Origin of the sequence: uncultured Formosa sp., from assembly GCF_947500765.1 — a bacterium.
Lineage (GTDB): Bacteria > Bacteroidota > Bacteroidia > Flavobacteriales > Flavobacteriaceae > Formosa.
In genome coordinates this window covers 66,285-92,420 of sequence record NZ_CANMTH010000008.1, presented here as the reverse complement: position 1 = coordinate 92,420, position 26,136 = coordinate 66,285, and the positions used below count along the sequence as shown (strand labels likewise).

Annotated in this window: 15 protein-coding genes; 7 read left to right on the top strand and 8 right to left on the bottom strand. The window is 33.4% G+C overall.

Going from position 1 to position 26,136, the window contains the following annotated elements; genetic code table 11:
- Nucleotides 1-6: 6 nt before the first annotated feature.
- From Q1B05_RS14145 to Q1B05_RS14135, 3 genes are all read right to left on the bottom strand, one after another.
- Nucleotides 7-1,479 carry a RagB/SusD family nutrient uptake outer membrane protein gene (locus Q1B05_RS14145; protein ID WP_299781604.1) on the bottom strand — a complete coding sequence of 491 codons (1,473 nt, stop codon included), beginning with the start codon at nt 1,477-1,479 and terminating at the stop codon, nt 7-9.
- A 10-nt stretch (nt 1,480-1,489) separates the two neighbouring features.
- Nucleotides 1,490-4,504 (bottom strand): TonB-dependent receptor, encoded by a 3,015-nt coding sequence (locus Q1B05_RS14140; protein WP_299781603.1) that lies wholly within the window; start codon nt 4,502-4,504, stop codon nt 1,490-1,492.
- A 227-nt stretch (nt 4,505-4,731) separates the two neighbouring features.
- On the bottom strand, nt 4,732-7,539 hold the full coding sequence (locus Q1B05_RS14135; protein ID WP_299781602.1) for a LuxR C-terminal-related transcriptional regulator: 2,808 nt from the start codon (nt 7,537-7,539) through the stop codon (nt 4,732-4,734).
- Between the two features lie 490 nt (nt 7,540-8,029).
- On the opposite strand from Q1B05_RS14135, the gene Q1B05_RS14130 reads away from it, so the two are divergent.
- Nucleotides 8,030-9,133, top strand: coding sequence for an acyltransferase family protein (locus Q1B05_RS14130; protein WP_299781601.1), 1,104 nt, complete (start codon nt 8,030-8,032; stop codon nt 9,131-9,133).
- A gap of 871 nt (nt 9,134-10,004) precedes the next feature.
- Here Q1B05_RS14130 and Q1B05_RS14125 read toward each other — a convergent pair.
- From Q1B05_RS14125 to Q1B05_RS14105, 5 genes are all read right to left on the bottom strand, one after another.
- Nucleotides 10,005-12,896 (bottom strand): TrlF family AAA-like ATPase, encoded by a 2,892-nt coding sequence (locus Q1B05_RS14125; RefSeq protein WP_299781600.1) that lies wholly within the window; start codon nt 12,894-12,896, stop codon nt 10,005-10,007.
- Nucleotides 12,897-13,344: 448 nt separating this feature from the next.
- Entirely contained in the window at nt 13,345-14,901 is a 1,557-nt protein-coding gene (locus Q1B05_RS14120; protein WP_299781599.1) for a RagB/SusD family nutrient uptake outer membrane protein, read from the bottom strand.
- Between the two features lie 27 nt (nt 14,902-14,928).
- Nucleotides 14,929-18,120, bottom strand: coding sequence for a TonB-dependent receptor (locus Q1B05_RS14115; protein WP_299781598.1), 3,192 nt, complete (start codon nt 18,118-18,120; stop codon nt 14,929-14,931).
- Between the two features lie 166 nt (nt 18,121-18,286).
- Complete coding sequence (locus tag Q1B05_RS14110; protein ID WP_299781597.1) at nt 18,287-19,213, bottom strand: FecR family protein; 927 nt, start codon at nt 19,211-19,213, stop codon at nt 18,287-18,289.
- 116 nt (nt 19,214-19,329) lie between these two features.
- Nucleotides 19,330-19,884, bottom strand: a complete 555-nt coding sequence (locus Q1B05_RS14105) for a sigma-70 family RNA polymerase sigma factor (RefSeq protein WP_299781596.1) — start codon at nt 19,882-19,884, stop codon at nt 19,330-19,332.
- 283 nt (nt 19,885-20,167) lie between these two features.
- Between Q1B05_RS14105 and Q1B05_RS14100 the strand changes: the two genes are divergently transcribed.
- The 6 genes from Q1B05_RS14100 to Q1B05_RS14075 all read left to right on the top strand — a co-directional run bounded on the left by Q1B05_RS14100 (nt 20,168) and on the right by Q1B05_RS14075 (nt 26,124).
- Nucleotides 20,168-21,628 (top strand): aldo/keto reductase, encoded by a 1,461-nt coding sequence (locus Q1B05_RS14100; protein ID WP_299781595.1) that lies wholly within the window; start codon nt 20,168-20,170, stop codon nt 21,626-21,628.
- Between the two features lie 46 nt (nt 21,629-21,674).
- Complete coding sequence (gene larE, locus Q1B05_RS14095) at nt 21,675-22,472, top strand: ATP-dependent sacrificial sulfur transferase LarE (protein WP_299781594.1); 798 nt, start codon at nt 21,675-21,677, stop codon at nt 22,470-22,472.
- Nucleotides 22,465-23,124 (top strand): nickel pincer cofactor biosynthesis protein LarB, encoded by a 660-nt coding sequence (gene larB, locus Q1B05_RS14090; protein ID WP_299781593.1) that lies wholly within the window; start codon nt 22,465-22,467, stop codon nt 23,122-23,124. The genes larE and larB overlap by 8 nt, the downstream gene beginning before the upstream one ends.
- Nucleotides 23,121-24,404 carry a nickel pincer cofactor biosynthesis protein LarC gene (larC, locus tag Q1B05_RS14085; RefSeq protein ID WP_299781592.1) on the top strand — a complete coding sequence of 428 codons (1,284 nt, stop codon included), beginning with the start codon at nt 23,121-23,123 and terminating at the stop codon, nt 24,402-24,404. The genes larB and larC overlap by 4 nt, the downstream gene beginning before the upstream one ends.
- Nucleotides 24,405-24,418: 14 nt before the next feature.
- Nucleotides 24,419-24,604 (top strand): hypothetical protein, encoded by a 186-nt coding sequence (locus tag Q1B05_RS14080; protein WP_299781591.1) that lies wholly within the window; start codon nt 24,419-24,421, stop codon nt 24,602-24,604.
- Nucleotides 24,605-24,828: 224 nt separating this feature from the next.
- On the top strand, nt 24,829-26,124 hold the full coding sequence (locus Q1B05_RS14075) for a sorbosone dehydrogenase family protein (protein WP_299781590.1): 1,296 nt from the start codon (nt 24,829-24,831) through the stop codon (nt 26,122-26,124).
- Nucleotides 26,125-26,136 lie beyond the last annotated feature (12 nt).

Below are 26,136 nucleotides of genomic sequence, written 5' to 3'. Positions count from 1 at the left end.
TTAGTTTTAATAGTTTGGATTTTGTTCCCAGTTTCCATTAGAAAATTGAATTTCTTCAATTGGAATAGGAAACACTTCGTTTTTACCAGTGACAAATCCGTCTATTTCTGCTCCTCTTCCTGTTCTTACTAAATCGAAGAAACGATGTCCTTCTCCTACTAATTCTACACGTCTTTCGTGTGCAATAGCTGCAGTAAGAGTAGTTCCTGTAGCAGTTACATCGTTAGCTTCTCCAAAAGCTCTTGCTCTAACTCTGTTTAAATATACTTGAGCTTGACTATCGCCAAGTCCACCACGGTTATAAGCTTCTGCAGCCATAAGTAATACATCGGCAAAACGAATAGCTCTGTAGTTATTAGGGTTAGTAAGGTTTTGATCTCCTGTGTTTAAATCGCCTACTCTTGGAAGGTATTTTCTGTTATAATATCCAGTATGATTGTATCCTTCTGTATAGGTTGCATCATTAGCAGCTGCCCATGATACGATATCTAAAATCGCAACATCTTTACGTAAATCGCCATCTTCAAATTCGTCTACAACTTCTTGAGTTGGGACATTAAAACTAAATCCTGATTCGAAAACTGGACCAGAATAATTTCTAATTCCGTTAAATCCTACAGCAACGTTACCTTCACTACAGTTTAAACACTCGAATCCTGCACCTTCTGCATCTGAGTATTGTACTTCGAATACAGATTCTATATTATTTTCTGTATCATTTTCAAAAATAGCATCGTAATCGTCTACTAATTGGTAAGGGCCGTTTGCAATAAGATCATCAAAAACTTCTGCTGCTTCAGTATACTTTTCTTGGTATAAATATGCTTTTCCTAAAAGGGCTTGCGCAGATCCTTTAGTTGCTCTACCAGTTTGTGGTGCTGTATAACTTAAGTTTTCAATTGCATAGGTTAAATCGGCTTCAATTAAAGCATACACATCTGTAACTGGAGAGCGTGGAATAACGGTTTCGTCTCCCAATTCGAATCGTGTTTCTTTTAACGGAATAGGTCCAAACCATTTTACTAATTCAAAGTAGTAATACGCTCTTAAAAAGTGTGTTTCACCTAGAATAACTTCTTTACCGTCGAAGTCTGTTTTATCTTGAAATTCTAAAATAAAATTGGCTCTGTTTACTCCGGCATACATCCAATCCCATAGGTTTTTTAATTCACTATTTACGGGCGTATGAATCATCTCGTCAATTTGTTGCCAAGAGGTTACATCTGTAGCACTCTCTCCTCCTGCTAACGTATTATCTGATGCGATTTCACCTAAAATGACATTTAAGTAAGTAGATTGTAATAAATCGTAAGCCCCGACTAAGGCATTATAATAATCGTCTTCTGAGTTAAAGTAACTTTCTGAATCTATACTATATCTATCTACTTCTTCTAGATACTCATCACTACACGAATGAATGGCAAATAGACATAGACATGCAAAAGCACTTATTGTTATTTTGTTTATATATTTTTTCATACTGTTAGTTTTAAATAGATAGGTTTAATCCTAAAATAAATTGTCTTGATATTGGGTAAAAACCATAGTCAATTCCGCCTCCAATAGCATCTCCACTAGTTGCTGATGGATCGTAACCATTATATTTCGTGAATGTGAATGCATTATTTACAGACACATATAAACGAAATCTGCTGATGCCTAATTTTTGAATAACATCGTCTGATAAAGAATATCCTAATTGTATATTTTGAAGTCTTAAGAAAGAAGAGTCTTCAACATAAAAATCTGAGAATAATTTATTTGATGTTCCTCCTGTAGTCGTTCTTGGTACACTATTGCTAGTGCCTTCTCCTGTCCATCTATCTAAGTACAGGTTTAAACGGTTTACATTATTTTGGTCACGCTCGTAGTTACGTACGGTTTCTTTCCCTAACTCGGCATACATATAGGTACTAAAATCGAAGTTTTTATAATCGAAACTTAAATTTAACCCCATAATATAATCGGCTTGAGGTTTACCTAAATAGGTTCTATCATCTAAAGTAATTTCGCCATCGCCATTAACATCTACAAATCTAAGGTCTCCTGGTTGAGCAGTTGCACCTAAATCTGATTGTGATGGATGTGCATTGACTTCAGCTTGATTTTGAAAAATACCATCTGTTTTAAGTCCGTAGAAATACCCTATTGGTTGTCCTACTTCCATTCTTGCAATGGCTGGCTGTCCCACACTAAAAGATCCACCTTCAGACACGGCACCATTATTAACGGCAGTTACCTCACTACTAATATTAGTAACGTTATAACTTACACCGAAAGAAAAATTATCTGAGACAAGTTGTTTATAGTTTAAGAAAAGCTCTACCCCTTTATTACGAGTTGTTCCTGCATTTACAGTTGGTAAACCTGCTCCAGGAGCACCTGCACCTAAAATACCCGATACTGGAAAGTCTTCTATTAATAAATCATTTCTATCTTCAATAAAGTAATCGGCAACTATTTCTAGTTTATTATTGAATAAATTAACATCTAAACCAATATCTAATTTTTCAGCAGTTTCCCAAGTTGCATCTGGATTTGGAATTCTTCCGTTAGCTACACCTGTTACTAAAGCGTCATCTAAAACATATGTTGCTTCTCCGCTTAATTCAGATCTATATAAATCGTCTCCTACGTTATTACCCAGAATACCATAACTGGCTCTCAGTTTTAAAAGATCTAAGAACGATACCTCTTTTAAGAAATCTTCATCAGATATTTTCCAACCCGCAGTTGCAGAAGAGAAATAATCGAATCTGTTATCTGCTGCAAAATCTGAAGATCCATCACGACGAATCATTCCTGAAATTAAATATTTGCTTTTATAATCGTATTGTACTCTTCCAAAGAAAGATGTTAATCTAGAATCGTAGATGTAAGAACTTGTAGATTTAGCTTCAGAAATTCCGTTAGCTAAAGAGATGTCTGCAAATTCCCAAGAATTGTTAGGCACATCGTAACCTGTTGCACTTAAATTGTCTCCCCAAGCACGTTGTGCACTTGTACCTAATGTAAATGAAGTGTTATGGTCTTCGGCAAACACTTTACTATAGGTTGCAAAAGTATCCCAAGTATAAGAATTATTAGTGTTTTTAGTTTGAGTAACACTACTTCTATCTGTATTAAACACTTTACCAGAACCGTAATTTACTATAGGAGAAAATGTTTTTGCATTATCTGTATACGATTTAATACCAATACGAGATGTAATGGTTAATCCTTCTATAGGCTTATATTCTAACTGGAATGTACCTTCTATAGAGTTACCTGAATATTTATTATAGGTATTTGATATTTGAGAAAGTGGATTCACCACTTCGTTCCCTAAAAACCCAGAGGTATCTTCCTGATCTATACTATATGTTGGCGCATAGTTTAAGGCATTAAATAAAGGTGTCCCTAATGCATTTTCTCCAATACTCTTTCTGTTATTATTAAAATAGTTTGCAGAGGTTGTAAACTTAAGTTTATCAAAAATATCGAACGTTAATTTAATTTTAGCATTTGCTCTTTGGTAATTAGATTTGTCGCTAGCCACAATACCATCTTGTTCTAAAATAGAACCACCAAAGTAGTAGGTGTTATTTTCTCCACCACCAGATGCAGATATATTATGGTTAGTAATAGGAGCAGTATTAAAAAGTTGTTCTTGCCAATCTATACCTGTACCTAAACCGCTAACATTAGGAAATGGTAAATCTTCACCATTAGCGGCATAACTTTCGTTTAATAACAAGGCATATTCGGTAGCATTTAAATATGGTAATTTACGCGTAGTTTCTTGAAAACCGGTATAACCATCATAACTAATCTTAGTTTTAGTATTGTTTTTACCAGACTTAGTTGTAACCAATACCACACCATTGGCACCTTCTATACCATAAATAGCAGCTTGTGCATCTTTTAGAATAGAAAAGGTTTCAATATCGCTTGGGTTAATCGTGTTTAAGTCTCCTTTATAACCATCTATAATAACTAAAGGCTCATTATCTCCATTAGAACTTACACCACGAATTAAAATATTATATCCTCCTCCTGGCGAACCTGAAGGCGCAGTCACAGAAACTCCTGCCGTTGTTCCTTGTAACGCTTGAGTAGCATCTATTGGTTTTAATGCCTCAATGGTTTCAGAACTCACTACAGCTACAGCTCCAGTTACATCATTCTTTTTCTGAGTACCGTAACCTACTACGATTACCTCATCTAATTGTGCTAAATCTTCACCTAATTGAATATTTAGTTCAGAATTATCAGAAATCACTAAATCTTTAGTTACATATCCTATATAACTAATTGAAATTGTCGAACCAACCTCAACCCCTTTTAAGGTAAAATTACCATCGAAATCCGAGGTCGTACCTATAGTAGTATTCTTAATAATGATGTTTGCTCCCGGAATAGGGAAACCTGTTTCATCTTGAACACTACCAGTTACATCAATATTTTGTGCACTGGCAAATGTTATAAAGAATAGGGTTAAAATTTTAAATAGCGTGTGTCTCATAAATATTAGTTTTTGTTTAAAGTAAAACTAACACTTAAGATTAAGTAATTAATAAATCAGACCGCAACAAAAAACATACATGATAATAAAGAAGGCTGTTTTTTATCAAAACTTCAATTATAACAAGGCATTACACGTTAACTTTTCATTAACTTAATTGTTAATATAATTTAACTTTTAAGCAATGTTGTGGTCTTGTATAGGTCTTTTTTAGACTTGTATTGGTGTTATAATTCTAAAATATAATCGGTTAAATTAGATTCGTGAGGTAAATTCATTTTTTTACGTAAACGATATCGTTTCACTTCTACGCTACGTGGAGAGATATTTAATAGCGGAGCAATTTCTTTTGAACTTAGATTTAATCGTAAATATGCACACAGTCTTAAATCGTTTGATGTAAGCTCTGGATGAATCGATTTTATTTTCTTTAGGAAGTCTTTATCGGCATTATTAAATGCTTCTTCAAACACATGCCAATCGTCTGTATTGTTAATGTTACTATCTATAATCTTAATTACAGACTTTATATTTTTAACATCGTTTACTTTAAGCAATTCTTTTTTAAGGCTATTTAACAACTCATTTTTTTTAATAAGCGTCATGGTAGACATTCCCAATTCTCTGTTTTTATTATCGATATCCTGACGCAATTTATCGTTATTAAATCGCATGAGTTGTTGTTTGTTTTCAAGCTCCTTTAACACAAGCTCTCGATGATTATCCATCAATAATTTGTCTTGCTGTTTTTTATAATAACGTTTATACATATGGTGCATAAGCATAGAAAAGAATAAGACCAATAAAATATACACTACAATTGCTATTGTAGAGAAATACCAAGGTCTTTCTATCTCGAAACTATAGGTTTCTATATTATCTGAATAGGTATCGCCTATACGCGCCTTTACTTTAAAAGTATATTCTCCATAAGGTAAGTTTTCGAAGAGCACCATTGGTTTTTTTAACCAAGGGCTCCACTCATTATACATACCATCTAACTTGTATTGAAATTCCGGAACTAAATACTTTTTAAATTCGGGTACATTATAAGTAAACTGAACGTTATTCTCTCTGTTTTTAAAACTTGCAAATTGGCTCTTATCGTGCAACCGTATCGTATCGTTATTTTTAGAAGCCGTATTAGAAATGGAATTCAGGTTTATTTTAAATGATTGATGTTCTAACTTATCTAAATCTAAAATAATATATCCGTGAGACGTTCCGTACAAGTATTTATTATTAAATAAATAGGTCATATTCTCATACCCTGGAATATCACTTCTTACAAAACTAGGGAGTGCTATTTTATGTATTAAAGGCGTATTACTTAATTTTCCTGGTGTTAAATAAGACAATCCTAATTTAGAAAACGACCACAGTCTTTGGTTGCTATAATCGTTTATTAATTTCCCTGACGAATACTCATCTGTTTCAAAAAAACGACTTAATAAAGAATCTTTAACAAACTTTTGTTGTTTGGGTTTATAAATAGAGACTCCAGATTTACTTGTATAAATTAACTTATTCTGATATTTAATAAGACTCGAATTTTTGCTTTTATCAATATTGGCAACTTCATTAAGCGCGATCACTTTTGTTAGCTCTTTATCTACCGTTAATTTAAAAACACCTTTATATTCATGGTTAACATAAATGGTATTTTCATTTAAAAACTCCAGATATCGGCTAGAGACATTAAAGCCTTCAATTTTGTTTCTTAATTGCCATATTCCATCTCGTTTTTCAATAACATATAACCCGGAGTAGTTTCCCTGAATAATTAAGTCATCCCGAATGGGTTTTACAATCCATGTCCCTAAAACATCTACAACAAGATTAGCTGTATCTTTATTAACTACAAACGTTCCCGAATCGTGTCCGCAAAATAGGGTATCATCAATTTTAGTTAAACTCCATACAGCACCATGTGTACCTTCTATAAAATGAAACTCTTCATTGGTTGCAAATGGTTTATAAAACAACCCCTGATTGGTGCCCAAATACAGGTAGCCGTTATATAAAATAGACGCATTTACAGACCCTAATTTTCCTACCACATCGTTAAACATGGTAAACGGAGAATCTATATTTACACAGTTAATTCCGTTTTCTAAGCCTAACCAGATATTACTTTCATTGTCTTCAAAAACAGAAAGTATGGTGTTATTACTTAATCCATTTTTCTGATTTAAATGTTGAATAAGCTCGCCGTTTTCATCAATATGAAACACACCATTCGAGATACTCCCCAACAGAAAGCTATTATCTTTTAGTTTTAGACTTCTATAAATTCTACTTTGTGATATAATGTGATCTGAAGAAATATTCCATTTTTTCAGCGTATTATTTTCATACTTATAAAACCCATGATCTTCTGTTTGAAATAAAAACTGACCCTTTTGATTATAAATATTAACCAACAAGTTTTCCTTTAATATAGGATTATTCGATATTAATTTAGATTTACCATTTACAATTTCATAAACACCATCGTTCACCTTCTGAAAGTAAACACTCGCATTTACTTTTATCATTTTATAAATGGTTGTTTCAGAATTTAAAATAGAAACTGTTCCATCTTTTTTATTGTATATGTAAATCCGGTTTAGAGATTGAAACAACACCCAATCCTCTACTGTAATAATTTTCCAAATATCTTCGTTTTCTAAAAACGAAATGTCTAATTGCTTCGATAAAGACACATATTCTAATCGCCCCAACGGGTTATATTCCCAATAGCCAAATTCTTTATAACTCCCTGTATACACCCGATTTCCATCTACAGTAACCGAGCGCATTACGGTTTGATTAGGAGACAAATACAACTCCCAATTGGCACCGTTAAACTCTAATAACCCTCTATTATTTGCGACATAAATGTGTTTGTTTTTAGCTTGAGAAATTGCCCAGTTCTGATTATCGGCCCCATAATCTATCGGAGAATATTTTTGAATTGGCGGAAATTCTTGTGCATAATAGTCTGTAACCAAACTAAAAAGCAAAACAAAAACTAAATATTTAAATAATTTCAAGGGTAAAGAATTAGTTGTTTCATAACTAAGATAGTAAAAACAGTTACAAACTACAATTAGTTTTAATACAGTAAAAACACAGAAAACCTTAACTTCTATAGTTTAGCGAATTACCAATTCTGTAATTTTATATACCGTATTAAATTTTATTTAAAAATTTTATGTCATAAAAACAAATTTCACATTCACTACCCCAAGACCTTTTAAAAGTCTTAGAAATTACCCGTATTTTATTACAGAATTCTTATACCATTAAAAAAAACAGTCTGTAGGTATACGCTTAACGTATCTAATTAGGTTAAGTGTTTTTATAAATCTATTTCAATTAGATCTTTTTCAGAATAAATTATTGTTAGATTTAGCGTTTTAAGATCCTGTTTTAAATTGAAGTTTATGCTCTTTTTTACACGCTCCTACGCGATTTCTTTTATTTTAGAGAACTTATTTTACAACTAAACATTGCCTTTTAGGTTTAAATACGATTACATACATGAAAAGAATTGAGTGGATAGACACGACTAAGGCTATTGGAATGATTCTGGTTTTTTATGGACATTACGTAGAAAGCATAACAAATATAGAAGGTCCTGATGGTGTAAGCAGCTTACAGTTTAATTTTATTTACGCGTTTCATATCCCTTTATTTTTTGCCGTATCTGGTTTTTTTGCAAAAAAAGTAACTCACAAATTAGCGTATATTAAGACGCTTTTTTTACAGCGTATTATTCCGGTATTTGCATTTGCGTTACTGTTTATTCCGCTATGGCTTATTTATAATAGATTTGTAAAAGACGATTTTTTACTCCTCTCTATTCTAAAAAAAGCAGCGCTATATGCTATTGGCAATCCGCAGTTAGATTTTATTACATGGTTTCTTGTTTGCTTATTTACAACCGAACTTCTTGTTGCAGGTCTTAATCTTCTATCTCAAAACAAACTCGTAAATTTAATTTCAGGACTTTGTTTTGTTATTTTTGGTTATTTTCTCACCAATACCGTAACCCATCTTTTAGGGATTAATTTAAACATATGGTATGCTCAAGAAAGTATCGTGGCACTCGGTTTTTACCTTATTGGTCATTATATATATGCCGTAATAGGCAACATACCAAAACGGCTATTTTACCTTCTTACCCCATTATCGCTTGTGTTATTAGTCTTATCGTTTATTTACATAGACCATACCAATACGGTTATAATGGCCACTTCTACCCATGGAAACCTCTTCCCTTTTATACTTAATTCTCTTTTAGGTATAGTATTCATGATAAGTTTAGGGCATATTATACCAAGCCATAAAGTCTTTAAATTTATAGGCGCAAACACCTTAATATTATTAGGTTTAAATGGTGTATTTTATCACTTTATTAACGATTATGTCGCCAAACTAACTGTTTTAAATGATTCGGTTTGGTATATAACATTAAATGCTTTAATAGTTACTCTTATATCGTTAGCCTTATGTTACCCTATTATTAATCTGATTCATACATATATGCCGCAACTATTCGGAAAACCTTTTAAAGAGGGGCCAATACTAAAACCTTTACACAGTTATGCGATACCTTATTTAAGAAGAAAAAAAACAATTTAAAACAATTTACAAATGCAGCTTTTTATTTAAGACATACCACAGCATGCTGTACAAAATCTTGGTGAGGTGGTGTCGCATTTGCCATGTCTAAATCTAGCTTGGTAATACCATGACATCTGTTTACACCCGCGTAAACCTAGTATATTACCAAGCGGTATACAACCACTTAAGTTGCAGACTAAAACGCCTTGTCAATTATTCCCAAGCACACCTCATCTAAACCCGACTAGAACAAAGGCTAAAAACACACTATTTATAAGTCTTTAGCGGGTTAACAAGACACACTAAACCTTAGATTTTATTAAGTCTTTTTATCCGTTTTTTAACCATATGACACCTAAAACGCCCTTTAATGTGTAGGCATATACAACAGCTTCTGACACATGGTGACACAAATTGACACACCGTGAACGATTATGACTACATTTGAATCCTCTTGACACAAAATTCGTGTTTTTTAGGGGTTTTGTTCGAGTCTTGTTCGAGTCTTGTTCCGTTGAGCTTCGGAAAACAGGACCTTTTTCCGAAGGATGCCCAAAGCAATCCCTTATCGCACTCGCATGACATAAGTGAATTTGTAAAGCTTTTAAAGGTAATAAAACGTGTCTATATTGCCTTTGTTTCTGGGATAGCACTCTTAAATATGAAAGTAAATCGTACGATTATTTTTAATTGAGTTAGACCGTTCTTTATAAGAATCATCTAACGTTATAAAGTAGGATATAATTATTATAAATTGTTTGTGTAAGTGATAATGTCATCGATAGCATCATTCAAATCATTTGCGGTTAAAAATGTACTCATAATTCGTTAATTCTATAATTTAGTTTTTATTTTTTTACAACTCCACATTAAAAAATTGTTTTTTAGATTATCTAGCTTGAAAGTACTTATTTCTTCGATTAGTAAAAGCTGGCATTGCGCCTTCAAGAATATTAACAATTGAATCATTAATTTCTTTATTTTCGATACTGCCTGAAATAAATGAGAATTTATTATTGTTCTTTTTATCTAATGAAACACTTATTACTTGTTCAGCATCTGCCACTACTGCTAAATTAGGATTATGAGTTACCATGATAATTTGACGTCTTTTTTTAGCTCGCTTAATAAAAGGAACTAAAATATTCGCTACACTATGATTATCTAAATTGTCTTCAGGTTGATCAATTATCAGCGGGCAGTCATTTTTATCCAATAAAAGATAAAAAACCAATAATAATGCACCTCTTTCTCCTGGAGATAATTGATCTAAATCTTTATCAGCTTGTCTTAATTTATAATTATAATCTAAGGAAGAAATATATTCATATAAACCTATAACATCACTAACTTGATCTACAATGTATTTTCTAGCTGTAGGATCTCCCTCACTACGTTTATCAAACTTAAAAGTGTCAAAAATTTCATTTACAAATGAAATAAGATCTTCTTCCGAATTAAAATTTATTTCTGAAATAATTTTTTCTAATTGATTTTCTCCTTCCACACTCCCTTTGAAGGTTCCTAATTTAGCTTTATTAATATAGCCTAAAAAGTTATTGATAAATCTAACATTCAAAACTAATGATGCATCAATCGAAATCGGATATTCCTTAAGTAAATCTCCATTCTCTTTAATGGTTTCATCCATTTTAGATTTAATCTCCTTGTATATTTCTATTACTGCAAATTTTTTCTTAAAAATTAATTTAATTTTTTCAATCCTGCTATTATATGCTAATTCTAAATCACTCTCTAAATCTTCATCAACATAACGTATTTGCTCTTTGAAATATTCAATAGTATTAGAAGTCAATTTATCTCCAATAATATTTTTTTTACTTAAATCAAATGCGGCTTTTTCTAAAATATATTTTTGGTAAACTTGTTGTTCTGAGTCTAGTTTTTCTTTTTCAGCTATTAAACTTACTTCTAATAAACTTAATTTATTCAATATACTATTTGCCTTTTCAGCATCTGTAAGTTCTCCTTCTCCTAATTCTTTTTTTAGTTTATCTAACTGAGTTTCTTTTAGAGTAATTAGTGTTTCAATTGTTGAATAATCAGTATTGATTTTTATGACATTCAAAATATCTAAACCAAAATCGTTGAATTTTAAGTCGATTGGCCCGAGAAAACTCCTAAATTCTTCGGTCTTAAGTTTAATTGACTCTAATGAATCATTTAAATATTTTAAATCAATTAATAAGGTTTGTTTTTTAGTAATATTATCAGATTCCTTTATTTGAAGATCTTCAATTTCTTTTTTCACCTTCTCAACAACTCTTAATTGCTTTGCTGCTTTTTCTTTTTTTAATGGATCAATATTTGGATCTAAAACAACTTTAGGTTCTATTAAAGCTGCTAATTCATCTTCTTTCTGCTTTTTCTTAGCCTCTAATTCACTTTTATAAAGAGGATACTCTTTTTTTTCTAGCTCAACAATTGTTTTATTAATTTCAGTAATCTCATTTTTAAGTGAATTAATTTCAATTTCTACATTCTCTTTATGATAGTTAAGAAGTTCAACAAACGATTTTTTATCAAATCTATCTGAAGTATCAATATGATCGAATACCACTTTTTCAATTTCTTGTTGAAACTCTTTGGTGTTTTCAATTTCATTAGTTAACTTTTCAAATTGTCCTTGAGGTAAGTACTTTACTTTATCAATAAGCTCAATATCTGTACTTGATAAATTCTTAGCATCACTTTTAGCACCACTCTCCCAAGTAATCATTCCTTCAAAATTATCTGCATGTTTTCCATCTCTAAATTTATTCTTTTTCAAAAATGAAAAATCATCATGCCTACTATATCCAGAGCACAATGCAACAACATCTGCTACAGCACTTTTACCACTTCCTTTATTTCCAATAACAACAGAAAGTTCTTTATTTATAGGAATCTTAATTTTTGAAAACCATTCACCATGTTTCCCATCATAGCCATCTATTGAATCAATTTCTAATTCTTTTATGTATTTGGTTCTATTGAGTTTAACTTTTTCTAATATTGAAGGAATCTCCCCAACAAATACTCTTTCCTTAGGTTCATTTGTCACCTGTTTTAATCCTTCAAAAGTCAAATCTGCCTTGACCCAAGTATACTTACAACCTATCATAGCAATAGAATGAGCATCACTATTTTGAAACAAAGGCATTTTATGCTTTAACCAAAATTCACGATCTTTAACTATGTTTAAAGGATTATTACTCGAATGTATCAGCAAAGAACATTGTAAAGCTAATTGCTCATAATTTGTACTAGTTCTTCCGTTCCCTTTACCTCTGGACAAAAAACCTATCATATACTTTCCTCTTAAATTCAAAGATTCATCTTCTAACTGCTCTTTAAGATGATCGAATTGAATCACTGCTTTTTTAAAATCATCATTACTGATTAAATCTGCGGATTTCTTTTTTGTAGCTCCGACATTTACATTTAAGTTATCTAGAAGTTTTTTGATTTCACTTTCTGAAGCCTCTTCAGAAAAAACTACATGTAAATCAAGACAATCGTCTTCATTATTTTGATAATCTAGTCGTAATTCTAAATTCAAAAAAGTCTGTATCCCCTTTGCTCTTAGCTTGTTTACAAGTGCATACTCTTCTTCTGAAAATTTAAAATAATTAGTAAGACCAACTAATGATATATTTTCACTTTCAATTTTTTCTATAAAGTCCTCATCTGTTGCTGTATATTTATTCATGAAAGTATATGGACTATGAATATGTAAATCCCATTTTCTCCACTCAGCTCCTTTATTAAAATTTTTCATAGCTCATCTTACTTAAATTCTTTTTTCAATCAAGTGAAATATTTACTTGATTTACAATTCCATAAAAACCTACTAAAGGTTTAATATGTATTTTTCTATAGATTTATGATTTTTTACAGCTACTTATTTAGCCATGTATAAGTAAATAATATTTTAATTTACATTTCTTAAAAATAATGAAACCAAACCATATAAGATTGCGGTTTACCGTAAAAGGCTTACTAAAATATCACAGCCTTAATATTTAGCATTGTATACCTAAATACTAAACCTAACACATACTGGTTTTAAAGTCCAAAACCTACAATCTCATCTCTAGTTTAAAACAAAAAAAACTCCCCTCTAAACAAAACGTTTATAAGGGGAGGGTGTAAAAATAATCAAAAGGTATACGTGTAATCACTTCTAAAAGGCAAGCCATTAGAGAGCTACCACACGTATGTTATGTTTAATATCCTGGATTCTGAATAAAGTTTTCGTTTTTATTCATTTCGTCTTGTGGTATGGGTAGTAAGTATCTAAAGGTTGCGAAATTAGATTGGGGTTCTAATCCATCTGTTCCAAAAACCTCGTGTCCGAGATCGCGACGTACAATATCGTACCAGCGTTTCCATTCGAACGCAAATTCTATACGGCGTTCTTCTAATATTAAAGTTCTTAACGCTGCTGTTCCGGTTCCTGATAAAACATCTTCAGGAAAAGCAGAAGGTTCGTAAGTTCCTAATCCACCACCTGTAAATTCAATCTCACCGGCTTGTCTGGCACGGGCACGTATTTGGTTAACATAGCCTATAGCTTCGGCAGTAAATCCTAATTCGTTAGCAGTTTCGGCTGCAATAAGTAACACCTCAGCATATCTAAAAGTAACATAATCAAAATCTGAACGCCACCCTGCAGTTGTTCGTCCGTCTCCTGGAAATCTGGTGTATTTGGCAACATGTGGTCTTGGGATTTCAAAATCGGTGTATGGTCTTACTATACCGGTATCGTCATCTAAAATTAATGCATCGGTCATACTCACGTTTAAGCGGTAATCGTTAGCCTCCCAAGTGGTATACACATTAAGATGTGGTACAAGCATGCTCCAACCCCCTAAGGGCGATTCGCCACCTTCTACCCCATTAAAGGGTCCGATTTTATTGTCGTTTTCGTATGTGGTTGGATTGGGATTTTGTCCGGTTTGGTTACTGGTGAAATCGACTAGAAAAATATATTCTGATGACGCCCATTGTTCGCTATTTCTAAACAAATCTTGAAAATCGTCTTCCAACGCATAGTGTAACGCACCTGCATTATCGATTACCCATTTGGCTTTATCGTAAGACAATTGCCATTCGCCAAGCGTCATATAAACAGATGCTAAATACGAGGCTGCTGTCCCTTTAGAAGGTCGAGATCTTACGCTACCTCTGGGATCCATATTTAAGTGCTCGAAGGCAAACGTCATATCTTCTATAATATGTGCGTACACCTCTTCGGGCGTAGACAGGGTGATGCTTAACGGATCGGCTATATCTGGACTATCTATATACGGAATATTACCATATAGTCTGACCAAATGATAATACAAGAAAGCGCGAACAAATCTGGCTTCGGCTTCAGCGGCGAGTTTAACCGTTTCGTCTTCATCATCTAAATAACTTACCCCCTGAATGGCTGTATTTGCTGTAGCAATAGTTTGGTAAGACGAAGCCCAAAGATTAGACACATACGAATTTGTAGGCGTGGTTAAAAAGCGACTAAACTCGGCATAATCACTAAACTCGTAACCATTATCTACCATATCGCTCATAAGTTGTAAGGGCACGGTAAGTCCGGCGCCATAATAACTTGAGGATGCCATAAGACCGTACGTACCATCAATCATAGGATATACGTCGTCTATGGTATTAAAAAAGCCTTCAGGAGTTAATGTCCCTACTGGGTTTTCGTCTAAATCTGCACAACTCACTAAAACCGCGAATAGAGATAGCGCTAGTGCAGACAATTTTATTATATGTTTCATAATTATAATGTTAAGTGTTGTGAACGATTAGAAGCTTATATTTAATCCTACGGTATACGATTTTACATTCGGGTAACTTCCATAGTCTAAGCCAATGTTACTACTTGTATTGCTATACGAAACTTCGGGATCTATACCCTTGTAATTAGTAAACGTAAATAGGTTTTGACCACTAACATACAGTCTTGCCGATGATATGTGAACTTTAGATAATACGTCTGGAGCAAAGTTATACCCTAAGGAGATGTTTTTTATTCTAACGTAGCTAGCATCATCAATCCAGCGGTCTGAAGTCACAAAACTTCTGCTCACTCGTGCTTCTGGAATATCGGTATCTGTATTAGTCGGACTCCAACGGTTAAGTGCTTCTGTGGTTACATTAGTTCTGCCGTTTAAAGCGCCTAGTTCCATTAAGGTGTAGTTTAATATTTCTCCGCCTTTAGCTCCTTGAATAAATACATTTAGGTTAATATTTTTATAACTAAAATCGTTATTCCACCCCCAATTAAAGTCGGGATGCGGATCGCCAATAATAGCGCGATCTTCGTCGGTTAACGCGCCATCGCCATTTAAATCTTTAAAGCTTTCGCCACCAACAGCTTCGCCGCCAATAAGCACCTCATCTTCAGATTGTACCACACCATCGTACATATAGCCCCAGAATGTTCCAACAGATTCTCCTTCTCTTAATAACTGCGTAGTACCACCACCAGATAACGGATTCGAGGAATAATAAATATCGTTCCCATCGGTATCGTTCTCTACAAGCTTTATGATTTTATTTTTGTTGAATGAAATATTAGCGTAGGTTTTCCATTTAAAATCACTCTGAAAAATAGTAGCGTTGGCTGCAAATTCAAAACCTTCGTTTTCTACAGTTCCAATATTTTGAAGTTGCGTCTCGAAGCCTGTATAGTTTGGTGTTGGCACCTCGAATAACAGATCTGTAGTTTTCATTTTATAATAATCTAAAGTCACTCCGAAGCGGTTTCTTAACAGTTCAAGATCTAAACCAATATTGGTTTGTGCAGTGGTTTCCCATGTTAAATCGTTGTTTGAAATGGTAGACGGACGAATGGCAGTTACCGCACTCCCTTGCACGGTTGTAAAGACATCTGTAAATGACGCTAAAGATTGATACGGACTAATAGCCTGGTTACCAACTTCGCCATAACTTAAGCGTAGTTTTAAGACACTGATCGTATTAGAATTTGTTAAGAAGTTTTCGTCTGAGATTTTCCATCCGAATGCTGCTGAAGGAAAGAATCCGTATTTATTATTCTTAGCAAATACGGAAGAGCCTTCTTGCCTGCCCGTAAAGGTGAATAAATATTTATCGTTTAAGGTATAATTAACCCTACCAAAAAAAGCTTCGAACGTGGTTTCAGACAATTCAGAATCTACAGAAGATGCATTCGATCCGGCACCTAAATTCCAAAACGAAAAAGAGTCTGAAATAAAACCTGAAGCTAAAGTACTTGTAACTTCTGTGCGGTCTTTTTGCAACGAATATCCTCCCATTACAGCGAGTTGATGCACCTTTGCAAAGGTTTTAGAATAGTTTACATAATTCTCGCTAATAAAACTGGTTTTCTTATAGGTATTAAGTGTAGCCTCTCCGCCTACACTATTCCCGCGATCTAAAGTTGTTGGATAGTATTGACCTGTTCTAGAATCGTTTATACTAACCCCTAAAGTAGATTTAAATGTTAAGTCTTTCAATATATCTATTTCGGTATAGACATTCCCTTGAAACAGATCTTTAATCACTTCGTTTTGATATTCGGTAGCCAAAGCATACGGATTGTCTATAGGATATCCGACAATACTTAATGCATAATCGCCGTTAGCATCTGTAATGCTTTGGGTTGGAGAGAATTTATACGCCCCAGAAATAACCCCTGTTTGTGCAGCATCTCCGCCTTCTTGACTTTTTACACCGTTGGTATTACTACGACGAATAAATAGACTTGTACCAAATTTAACCGACTCTGAAGCTTGTAAATCTAAATTGGTTGTAATTGAATATCGTTTATAGTCTGAATCTTTTACAATACCTTCTTGATCGAAAATTGCACCAGACACATAATAACTCAAGGCTTCTGAACCCCCTGAAATAGACAATTGATAGTTTTGAACACCACCAGTTCTATAAATTTCGTCTTGCCAATCGGTCCCTTCTCCTGTTAATTCAGGCACAAAATCTGGATCTAATTCTGTAATATAATCGGTAAATTGATCGGCATTCAATAGATCTAAACGATTGATTTCTGTTTGAGACGAATACGACGTCGAGAAACTAAATTGCGGCTTCCCTTGTGCACCTCTTTTTGTACTAACAATAATAACACCATTAGCACCTCTTGCCCCATAAACCGCTGTAGATGATGCATCTTTAAGCACTTCTATAGATTGTATATCTTCTGCAGGCGGCATTACACCTCCTATAAATCCGTCGACTACAATTAACGGATCGTTACTGGCATTAATAGACGTATTTCCTCGAATTTGAATGCTATAATCTGAACCTGGTGCCCCGTTGGTAGACTGTACAGACACACCAGCAGCGCGACCTTGTAAAGCTTGTGCAGCATCGACTACAGGAAAAGCAACCAAATCGTCTGAACTTACTGTAGACACAGCGCCAGTTAAATCGCTCTTTTTAACACTACCATAACCAATAACAACAATCTCTTCTAAACCCGATGCATCGACTTCTAAGTTTACAGACACATTTGTCTGACCGTTTACAGGTATATTTTGAGTTGCATAGCCTAAATAAGAAACAATTATGGTAGGATTAGTACGAGATAGTTTTATAGTAAAATTTCCGTCATAATCTGTAGTCACCCCATTTGTAGTGCCTTGTTCTAAAATATTTGCTCCGGGTAACGGCAATCCTATTTCATCGTAAACCTTACCTTGTAAGGTCACATTTTGTTGCACTTGTGGGAATGCCGATTGTTTTACAGTATGCCCTATTAACACATCGCTACCATTCACTTTAAAGCTAAAGTGTGCACGTTTGCCTAGGTCTGTTAATATGTTGTTTAGTGATGTATTATTATAAACAGCATCGTAATGATTTTCGTTTTTAGCGATAAAATCGCCATAAGTCATATTAAATTCAGTTATTTTTGATATTTTAGTTAAAATTTCAACAAGCGATGCTCCCCTTTCGTTAAGAGATAAGTTTGTTGTATTTATGTTTTTTGCCATACCATAACTTTGATATGCGCTTATAAAACATATAAACAGTGTTAATCGGAATGTATTCCTTAAGAATGCTTTCATTGAATTGGATGTTGGGTTTTATTTTTATTTTAAAGTTCAATGCTTAATTTCGAGAGGATCTGTTGCCGCAGATCCTTCTCTTTTAAAAAATCTAGTCTTTTGTAATTTCTATCATAGTGTTATGGTTAATTAAGTGGATTTCGTTTATAAAGTTGATACGTGCTATTAACTCCTGTAATGGTTCGTCTCTAGATAATCTTAAAGAATAGAGATACATCTTTTTTACAGCATCGTCTTTTATTATAAAAGGTAAGCCGTACAATTTCTCAAGCTCGGTAGCCAATTCTTGTATTTTTATTTGTTTTAAAACCACTTCACCTTTCCACCACAGATTAATAAGCTCTGCGTTTACATTGGTTTTTTTAAGCTGATGTGATGTCCTATTATAAATAACCTTCTGATTTGGTTTTAAATACACCGAAGCTAATTGTGAAGAGACATTAACCAACCCCGTACTTACAACAACTTGAACTGTAGTATCGTTTTCTATAATATTAAAAGAGGTCCCTAATACTTTTGTAGTGATTGATCCAGATTGAATAACAAAGGGTTGATTTGGATTTTTAGTGACATTAAAAAAAGCTTGTCCTTTTAATTTGACTAATCGTATAGAGTCTTTAAATGCATTAGGATATTGTAAAGAGCTCTTCCCGTTTAAAATAACGGTAGAACCATCTGGCAAATGCACTTGAGTCTGTTCGCCTAAATGTGATTCTATTAGATTTTGAGTATGGCTATTAAAAAACTCTTGATTGTTAATTAGGTTAAATAAGCTAAACCCTATTAATGCAACTATAGAAGCAGCGATCTTCCAGTTCCAGTTTATTTTGGTGTGCTTCTTTTGTTCTATTTTTTTATAGATCTTATTTTTTAAAGCAAGGTTATGTTTAAATGTTTTAGGGTCTTCTCCTGCTGTATGCATGGCATCAAAAAAAGCATCTATAATTTCGATATCTTTTTCTGAGGCTACTCCATTTTCGTACTTCTTAAGAATACGTTTAAAGTTCTTCTCGTTCATAGTATATGTAAATAGGGAACAATATCCCTTTACTATGAAGTACCCAAAAAGCACCCTCCCCCTATCTTATTTTTTGTTGTTAAAGGTTTGTTAACCTAGCTAACACTTAATTAACATTAAACGGTAGTAAGCCCTATTAAGATGACTTGAAGTAGTACCATCTCGGAGTTATAAATACCAGACGCTCTTAGGGTTTTTAAGGCTTTATTAATTTGATTATCAACCGTACTGGTAGAAATATCTAACATACTAGCAATCTCTTTATAACTTAAATTTTCTTTAAAACGAAGCTTAAAAATTTGAAGACAACGTTCTGGTAATACATCATTAGCTAAAACATCTATTTTCTCGATAAGTAGAATTTTACTAGCTTCAATATGTTGATTGACATCTAAATCATCAACACTTAAAGTCGCCTCAATTTTATCGAGCATAACCTCTGTAAAAGGTGTATTACGTAATCTTTTAGCACATTGAAACTTCACTGCTTTATACAAATATGCTCTATAATGCTCTATGGTTAAGTCGTCTAACCGATTCCAAAGATCTAAAAACACTTCTTGTGTTATATCTTCGGCAGCTTCTCGAGATCGCAAAATATTATTAGCATATGCATACAATTCATACCAATACTCGTTGTAGGCGTGGTTATAATCTTGTTTTTTACTCATCGATTTATCAAAATATTTTACAGTACAAAAGCACCGTAAAATAAATGGTTTTATGTTTAAAACAGATATAGAACCGTATTACCATTGAGTTAAATCGAAACTTAAATGAGTTAATAATAAATTCAAAAAAAGTCATTTTTAAATTTATTATTCTTACAAAAACTGTAAGAATACAATTACAGTTTAATAAAAACTTAAAATCATGTTAAAAATTCTATTTTGACACTAAAAAAATTATTGTTGAATAATAGATTTTTTAACTTCAACAAAAAAAACACAAGCTATGAAAAGTAAATACCCAGTAACTAGACGCGATTTTCTTCGGTTAACGAGTACAGCTGCTGCAGGAGCTGTGATTCTTCCACTAGGAATGAGTTTTTCAGACAAAGCACCTGCTCCAATGTTAAGACCTTTTGGTAGAATGAAAAATAAGGTCACTACATTAGGACTCGGCGGACAAGCGTCTATTCAATGGACACCAGACGATGTAGATCCCGTTTCAATTATTACTAAAGCTTTCGATTTAGGGATTAATTATTTCGACACCTCTAATGTTTACGATTTAAGCCAGTTACACTACCATTCTGCGTTTGAAAAAATGAACTTAATTCCAGGAAAACCGAATTACAACAAAAAACTTAGAGACTCTATTACCATTACAAGTAAGACACTTATGAGATGGGGAAAACCGGGATGGGAAGAAAGAGAAAATGTAAGAAACAAATCTAATGGTGAAGATGTGCAAACTGCTGCTGATGATATTAGAAGAACCATGACTCAGCTTTTTGGTGATGGGAAAGGTTATTATCCAGAAGGTTCTTACGTAGACATTGTTTTAATTCATGCTTTAGAATCTATTGAAGAGAACGACATACTATATAAAGGTATTGAAACCCCTATTAAACCAGATGAAAACTTTGGAGCTCTAGTTGTTTTAAAAGATTTTAGAGATGGTACAAATTTTACTGGTACTAATCCTAAAAATGAAAAATTACTAAAACATATTGGTTTTTCTGGACATAAAAATCCTGAAGCCATGATTGATTTTATGCAACGTGATGAATATGATTTACTTGATGCTTTATTAGTATCTATAAATTCTAATGACCATTTGTATTTCAATATGCAACATAACGTTATTCCGCTTGCTAAAGCTAAAGGTATAGGCGTTATTGGTATGAAAGTTTTTGGCGCAGGAACGATGTATAAAGAAGTCCCTGGATTCTCCCGAAAACCAAGTCAGATTTACCGTAAAGTAGGTTCTGCAGACTTACCAAGTAATGAGCTTATAGAATATGTACTAACAACACCTGGAGTAGACACACTTATTATAGGAATTGGTCAAATAGATGATGATCCATTAAAATGTCAATTAACACAAAACTATTACGGTGCTCAGGTTAAACCAGATGCTATGTCTCAGGAAAAACGACGTAGTATAGAAGCAAAAACTGCAAAAGCAGCTGGAGAACGAACAAATTTCTTTCAGCTAGATAAAATAGACATGACGCCTCCAAGAGATATTAAACAAGAAACAGTAAACGGAACTACTAAAATTACTTGGCAAACGGCTTATGCTGCTGCAGATCCTATTTCTCATTACGAAATTGTATTAAATAATAACGTTATAGGAAAAGTAGAACATAAACCTCAAGTATTGAAATCTAAACCATTTGCTTTTGCAACTAATGAAACAGGAGATTTCAAAGTTTTTACTGTAGATAAAGCAGGACATAAAGCCTAATTTCAAACCTCTTGGCATAACAATGCCTGACAAAAAACTAAAACTTATGTCTAAATTACCATTACTTATAAATTGGTTTAAAGACCATAAAGGATCGGTTACAGCATTTTCTGGAGGTGTAGATTCATCCTTAGTATTGTACGCTTCAAAATTAGCACTAGGAGATCAGGCTATTGGTTTAATTTCTAATTCAGAAAGTCTAAAAACTAAAGATTTTGAAATCGCTACCAACTTTTGTAAAAAGCACAACATTAAATTAAGAGTGATTAAAACAGACGAATTAAACGATCCTAATTACACCGCTAATCCGGCTAATCGTTGTTTTTTCTGTAAAACACATCTTTACGAAGCCATGGTAGATATTTTAAAAGCTGAATATCCTGATTATACCATTTTAAATGGTACAAATTTAGATGATTTAGGCGATTACCGTCCAGGTTTAGAAGCGGCTAAAAATCATGCCATTCGTTCTCCTTTAGCAGAACTTAAAATAAATAAAAAAGAAGTGATAGCTATGGCTAGTGAATTAGGTTTAGAAACAGCCACTAAACCACCAAGCCCATGTTTAAGCTCTAGAATTCCCTACGGAACGGCCGTAAATAGTATAAGACTCAAACAAATTGAGCAAGCTGAGTATATTCTAAATCAATTTGGTTTTAACAACGTACGTGTAAGATATCTTGGAGAAGAAGCTTCTATAGAAGTTCCTGTTTCCGATTTATCTTCATTAAAAAATCAGTTTAATGCTATTTCTAAAGACATAAAAGCTTTAGGGTTTTCTAAAGTACTAATAGATCAGGAAGGTTTTGTTTCAGGAAAATTAAATCGTGTATTACATGGATAAAGCCTTTATTATAGATGAAGACAGAAAGCAACGTATAGGTTTTGAAGAAGTAATTTATGGCGCTTCAAAAAGTATAGCATTGCTATCAGAATTATTAGAAGAATATTCTGAAAAAAACAAAAATGTATTAATTACTAAATTACAACAAGATAAAGCAAAAGCACTCTTAGATGTATATAAAACAGCATTCTACGATGATGAATCTGGTATTTTTATGCTTTACCCAATAAATAAAATTGAAAACCATTCTATTAAAGTTGGTATAGTATCTGCCGGAAGTTCTGATATTGGTGTGGCTAATGAAGCATTTTACACCTTAGAATATATGGGAGTGGATGCACGTATTATTCATGATGTTGGTGTAGCTGGTTTACATCGCTTATTAGATAAACTAGAAGATTTAAAAACATTTGATGTTTTAATTATAGTCGCTGGTTTTGAAGGCGCACTACCCACCGTTGTTGGCGGTTTGTTACCACAACCCATTATTGCAGTACCAACATCTGTAGGCTATGGTACCGCAAAAGATGGAGTAACCGCATTACACGCCATGCTTACAAGTTGTGCAAATGGTATTTCTGTAGTAAATATAGATAATGGTTATGGAGCAGCCATGAGTGCTTTTAGAATGTTGAAACTTATAAAAAAATGAACACCATATATATAGAAGCTTTTTCGGGGTTATCGGGGAATATGTTTCTCAGTGCTTTTAGCGAACTGCTAGGAGATTACGAATTACTACTCGATTTACCTCAAAAATTACATTTGCCAGATGGTAAAATAGAAATTAAGCAAGTCGACAAAAACGGTATTAATTGCCAATATGTTGAAGTGATTGATTTGAATCTTGGAAAAGAACCAGATCATGACCACGGACATAGTCACGAGCATGGGCATTCGCATAGTCACGAGCATTCTCACAGTCATGATGATGCACACTCTCATTCTCATGAGCATGATCACCATCATCATGATGGCGAACATCATCGTCATTTAAGTGATATTCAAAACATTATAGATCACGCACATATTAGCGACAATGCTAAAAAAATAGCACATGAAATTTTCTTAATGATTGGTCAGGCAGAATCTAAAATTCACGATATGCCTTTAGAGACCATTCATTTTCACGAAATAAGTGGTGTAGACTCTATTATAGACATTGTTGGAAATGCGGTATTAATTGATAAATTAAACATCTCTAAAGTATACTGTACGCCTATTTGTACCGGCTTTGGAATTGTTAAAACACAACACGGTATGTTACCAGTTCCCGCTCCTGCTACTGCAGAGTTATTATTAGGAATGCCCATTTATCCAGGAACCGAAGCGGGAGAAAAAATAACACCAACGGGAGCTGCCATCTTAAAATACTTAAATCCAGATTTTAAAACTACAGCATACACTACTACTAAAACAGCATATGGTCCAGGGAAAAAGGATTTCCATAATGCAAATGTGGTACGTATTTCTTTATTAGAAAACAATCTTACTGAAGGTGAAGATAGCTACCTTCAATTAGAAGCATCTATAGACGATATGTCTCCTGAATATTTAGGAACTCATTTTCAAGATGGATTATTAGCTTCTGGTGCTCTAGATTTTAGTATCACACAACAACTCATGAAGAAAGGCCGATTTGCATTTCTACTCAGTGTTATTCTTCCAAAGCATAATTTAACAGCAGTCTCTAATTATATCTTTGATAACACCAGTACTATTGGAGTTCGCTATTTTAAAATTGACCGTATTGAGTTACCTAGAGTTCAAAAAAAGAAACAAACACCTTTAGGAGACGTTCTTGTAAAAGAAAGCACAACTCCAACACATAACATAAAGATAAAACCTGAGTTTGATGAGATACAAAGACTAGCTCTAGAAACAAATCAGTCGCCATTTCAGGTGATCAATAAAATCAATTCTAATTCTTAAAAAACGCTAAAACTATGAAAAAATTAAGCTCTTTATTTTTAATTGTATTAAGTTCTCAAATTGCGTTAGCACATCCTGGAGGACACCACACTCATGACACTTTTATTGGACAATGGGGTTGGTTAATTGTTCCATTTATTGCCATTGTAGCTATTATTTGGAAATTCTCTAAGACTAAAACAAATAAAACTGAAAATTAATATTCTAACTGAACCTATTTTTGCCTAAACAAATACGTTCAGAAAATATTCTATAAAATCGCCTTTGTCAACGTTTAAATTGTCAAAGGCGTTTGTCTTTAAAGAACAGACTAAGTCACTAAACACAAGCACAATACATTTAAAAATGTTAAACTTATTTTAAAAAACCGATTGAGTTAAAAATCACTAAATGAAAGCTTTATTTTCAAAAAAAAGCTATTATTATGACATTACACAAACCCGTATTATTACTTTTTATTATAACACTCTTCTTTGCTTGCAAAACAAAAGAAGAAAAAAAGATGGAAGTATCAGAGACTCAAAAAGAAATGATATCTAACAAACCTGCAGACACTGTACAAACTGCTGTAGGTCCATTAATTTTACCTAAACCCTACTCCACAAAGTCTGTTAGAAAAGAAAACAAATTAGTAGATTGGCCGGAAGGCAAAATGCCTGTTGCTCCAGAAGGTTTTACTGTAACCAAACTAGCAGACGGATTTAAAAACCCACGTTGGACTTACATAGGACCAAATGGAGATATATTTATTTGCGAAGCTAATACTAAGAACAGCGCTGGCTTGATTACCATATTGAGAGATAAAAATAATGATGGCAATATTGAATTAAGAGAAACCTTTTTAGACGCATTAAAACAGCCATTAGGTATGCTTATCATCGATAATTATTTTTATGTAGCCAATACAGATGGACTTTATAAATACCCTTACAAGGTTGGACAAACAAAATTAGATCCTGATGAAAGTAAAAAAATTGTAGATCTACCTGCTGGAGGTTATAACAACCACTGGACACGAAATATTATTACCAACAAAGCTGAAGATAAAATATACATTTCTGTAGGGTCTGCAAGTAATGTTGGAGAATATGGTATGGACGAAGAAGTACGTAGAGCCAATATTTTAGAAGTTGATATAGATGGTAGTAATGAAAAAGTTTATGCAAGCGGATTAAGAAACCCCGTAGGTATGGACTGGAATCCTGTTAACATGGAGCTTTGGACAGCTGTAAATGAACGTGATGAAATTGGAGACAATCTCGTTCCAGATTATGTAACTAGTGTAAAAGAAGGTGGCTTTTACGGTTGGCCTTATGCATACTACGGTCAAATTGAAGATCCTAGACAGAAAGGGAAAGCTCCTGATCTTGTCGCTAAAACAATTGTCCCCGATGTATCTGTTGGTCCGCATACAGCCTCTTTAGGATTCACCTTTTACAATAAAGAGCGTTTTCCTGACACTTATAAAAACGGAGCATTTGTAGGACAACACGGATCGTGGAACAGATCTGAGCTTTCTGGTTACCGCGTAGTATATATACCCTTTATAGATGGAAAACCTAACGGAAAACCTCAAGATTTTCTAACAGGTTTTATTTCTGAAGAGAACAATACAGAAGTTTACGGTAGACCCGTATGTGTAACCGTTACACCTTACGGAGATTTATTAGTTAATGACGATGCAGGGGACACGGTTTGGAAAGTGAGTTATACTAAATAGAAAAAAAATCTA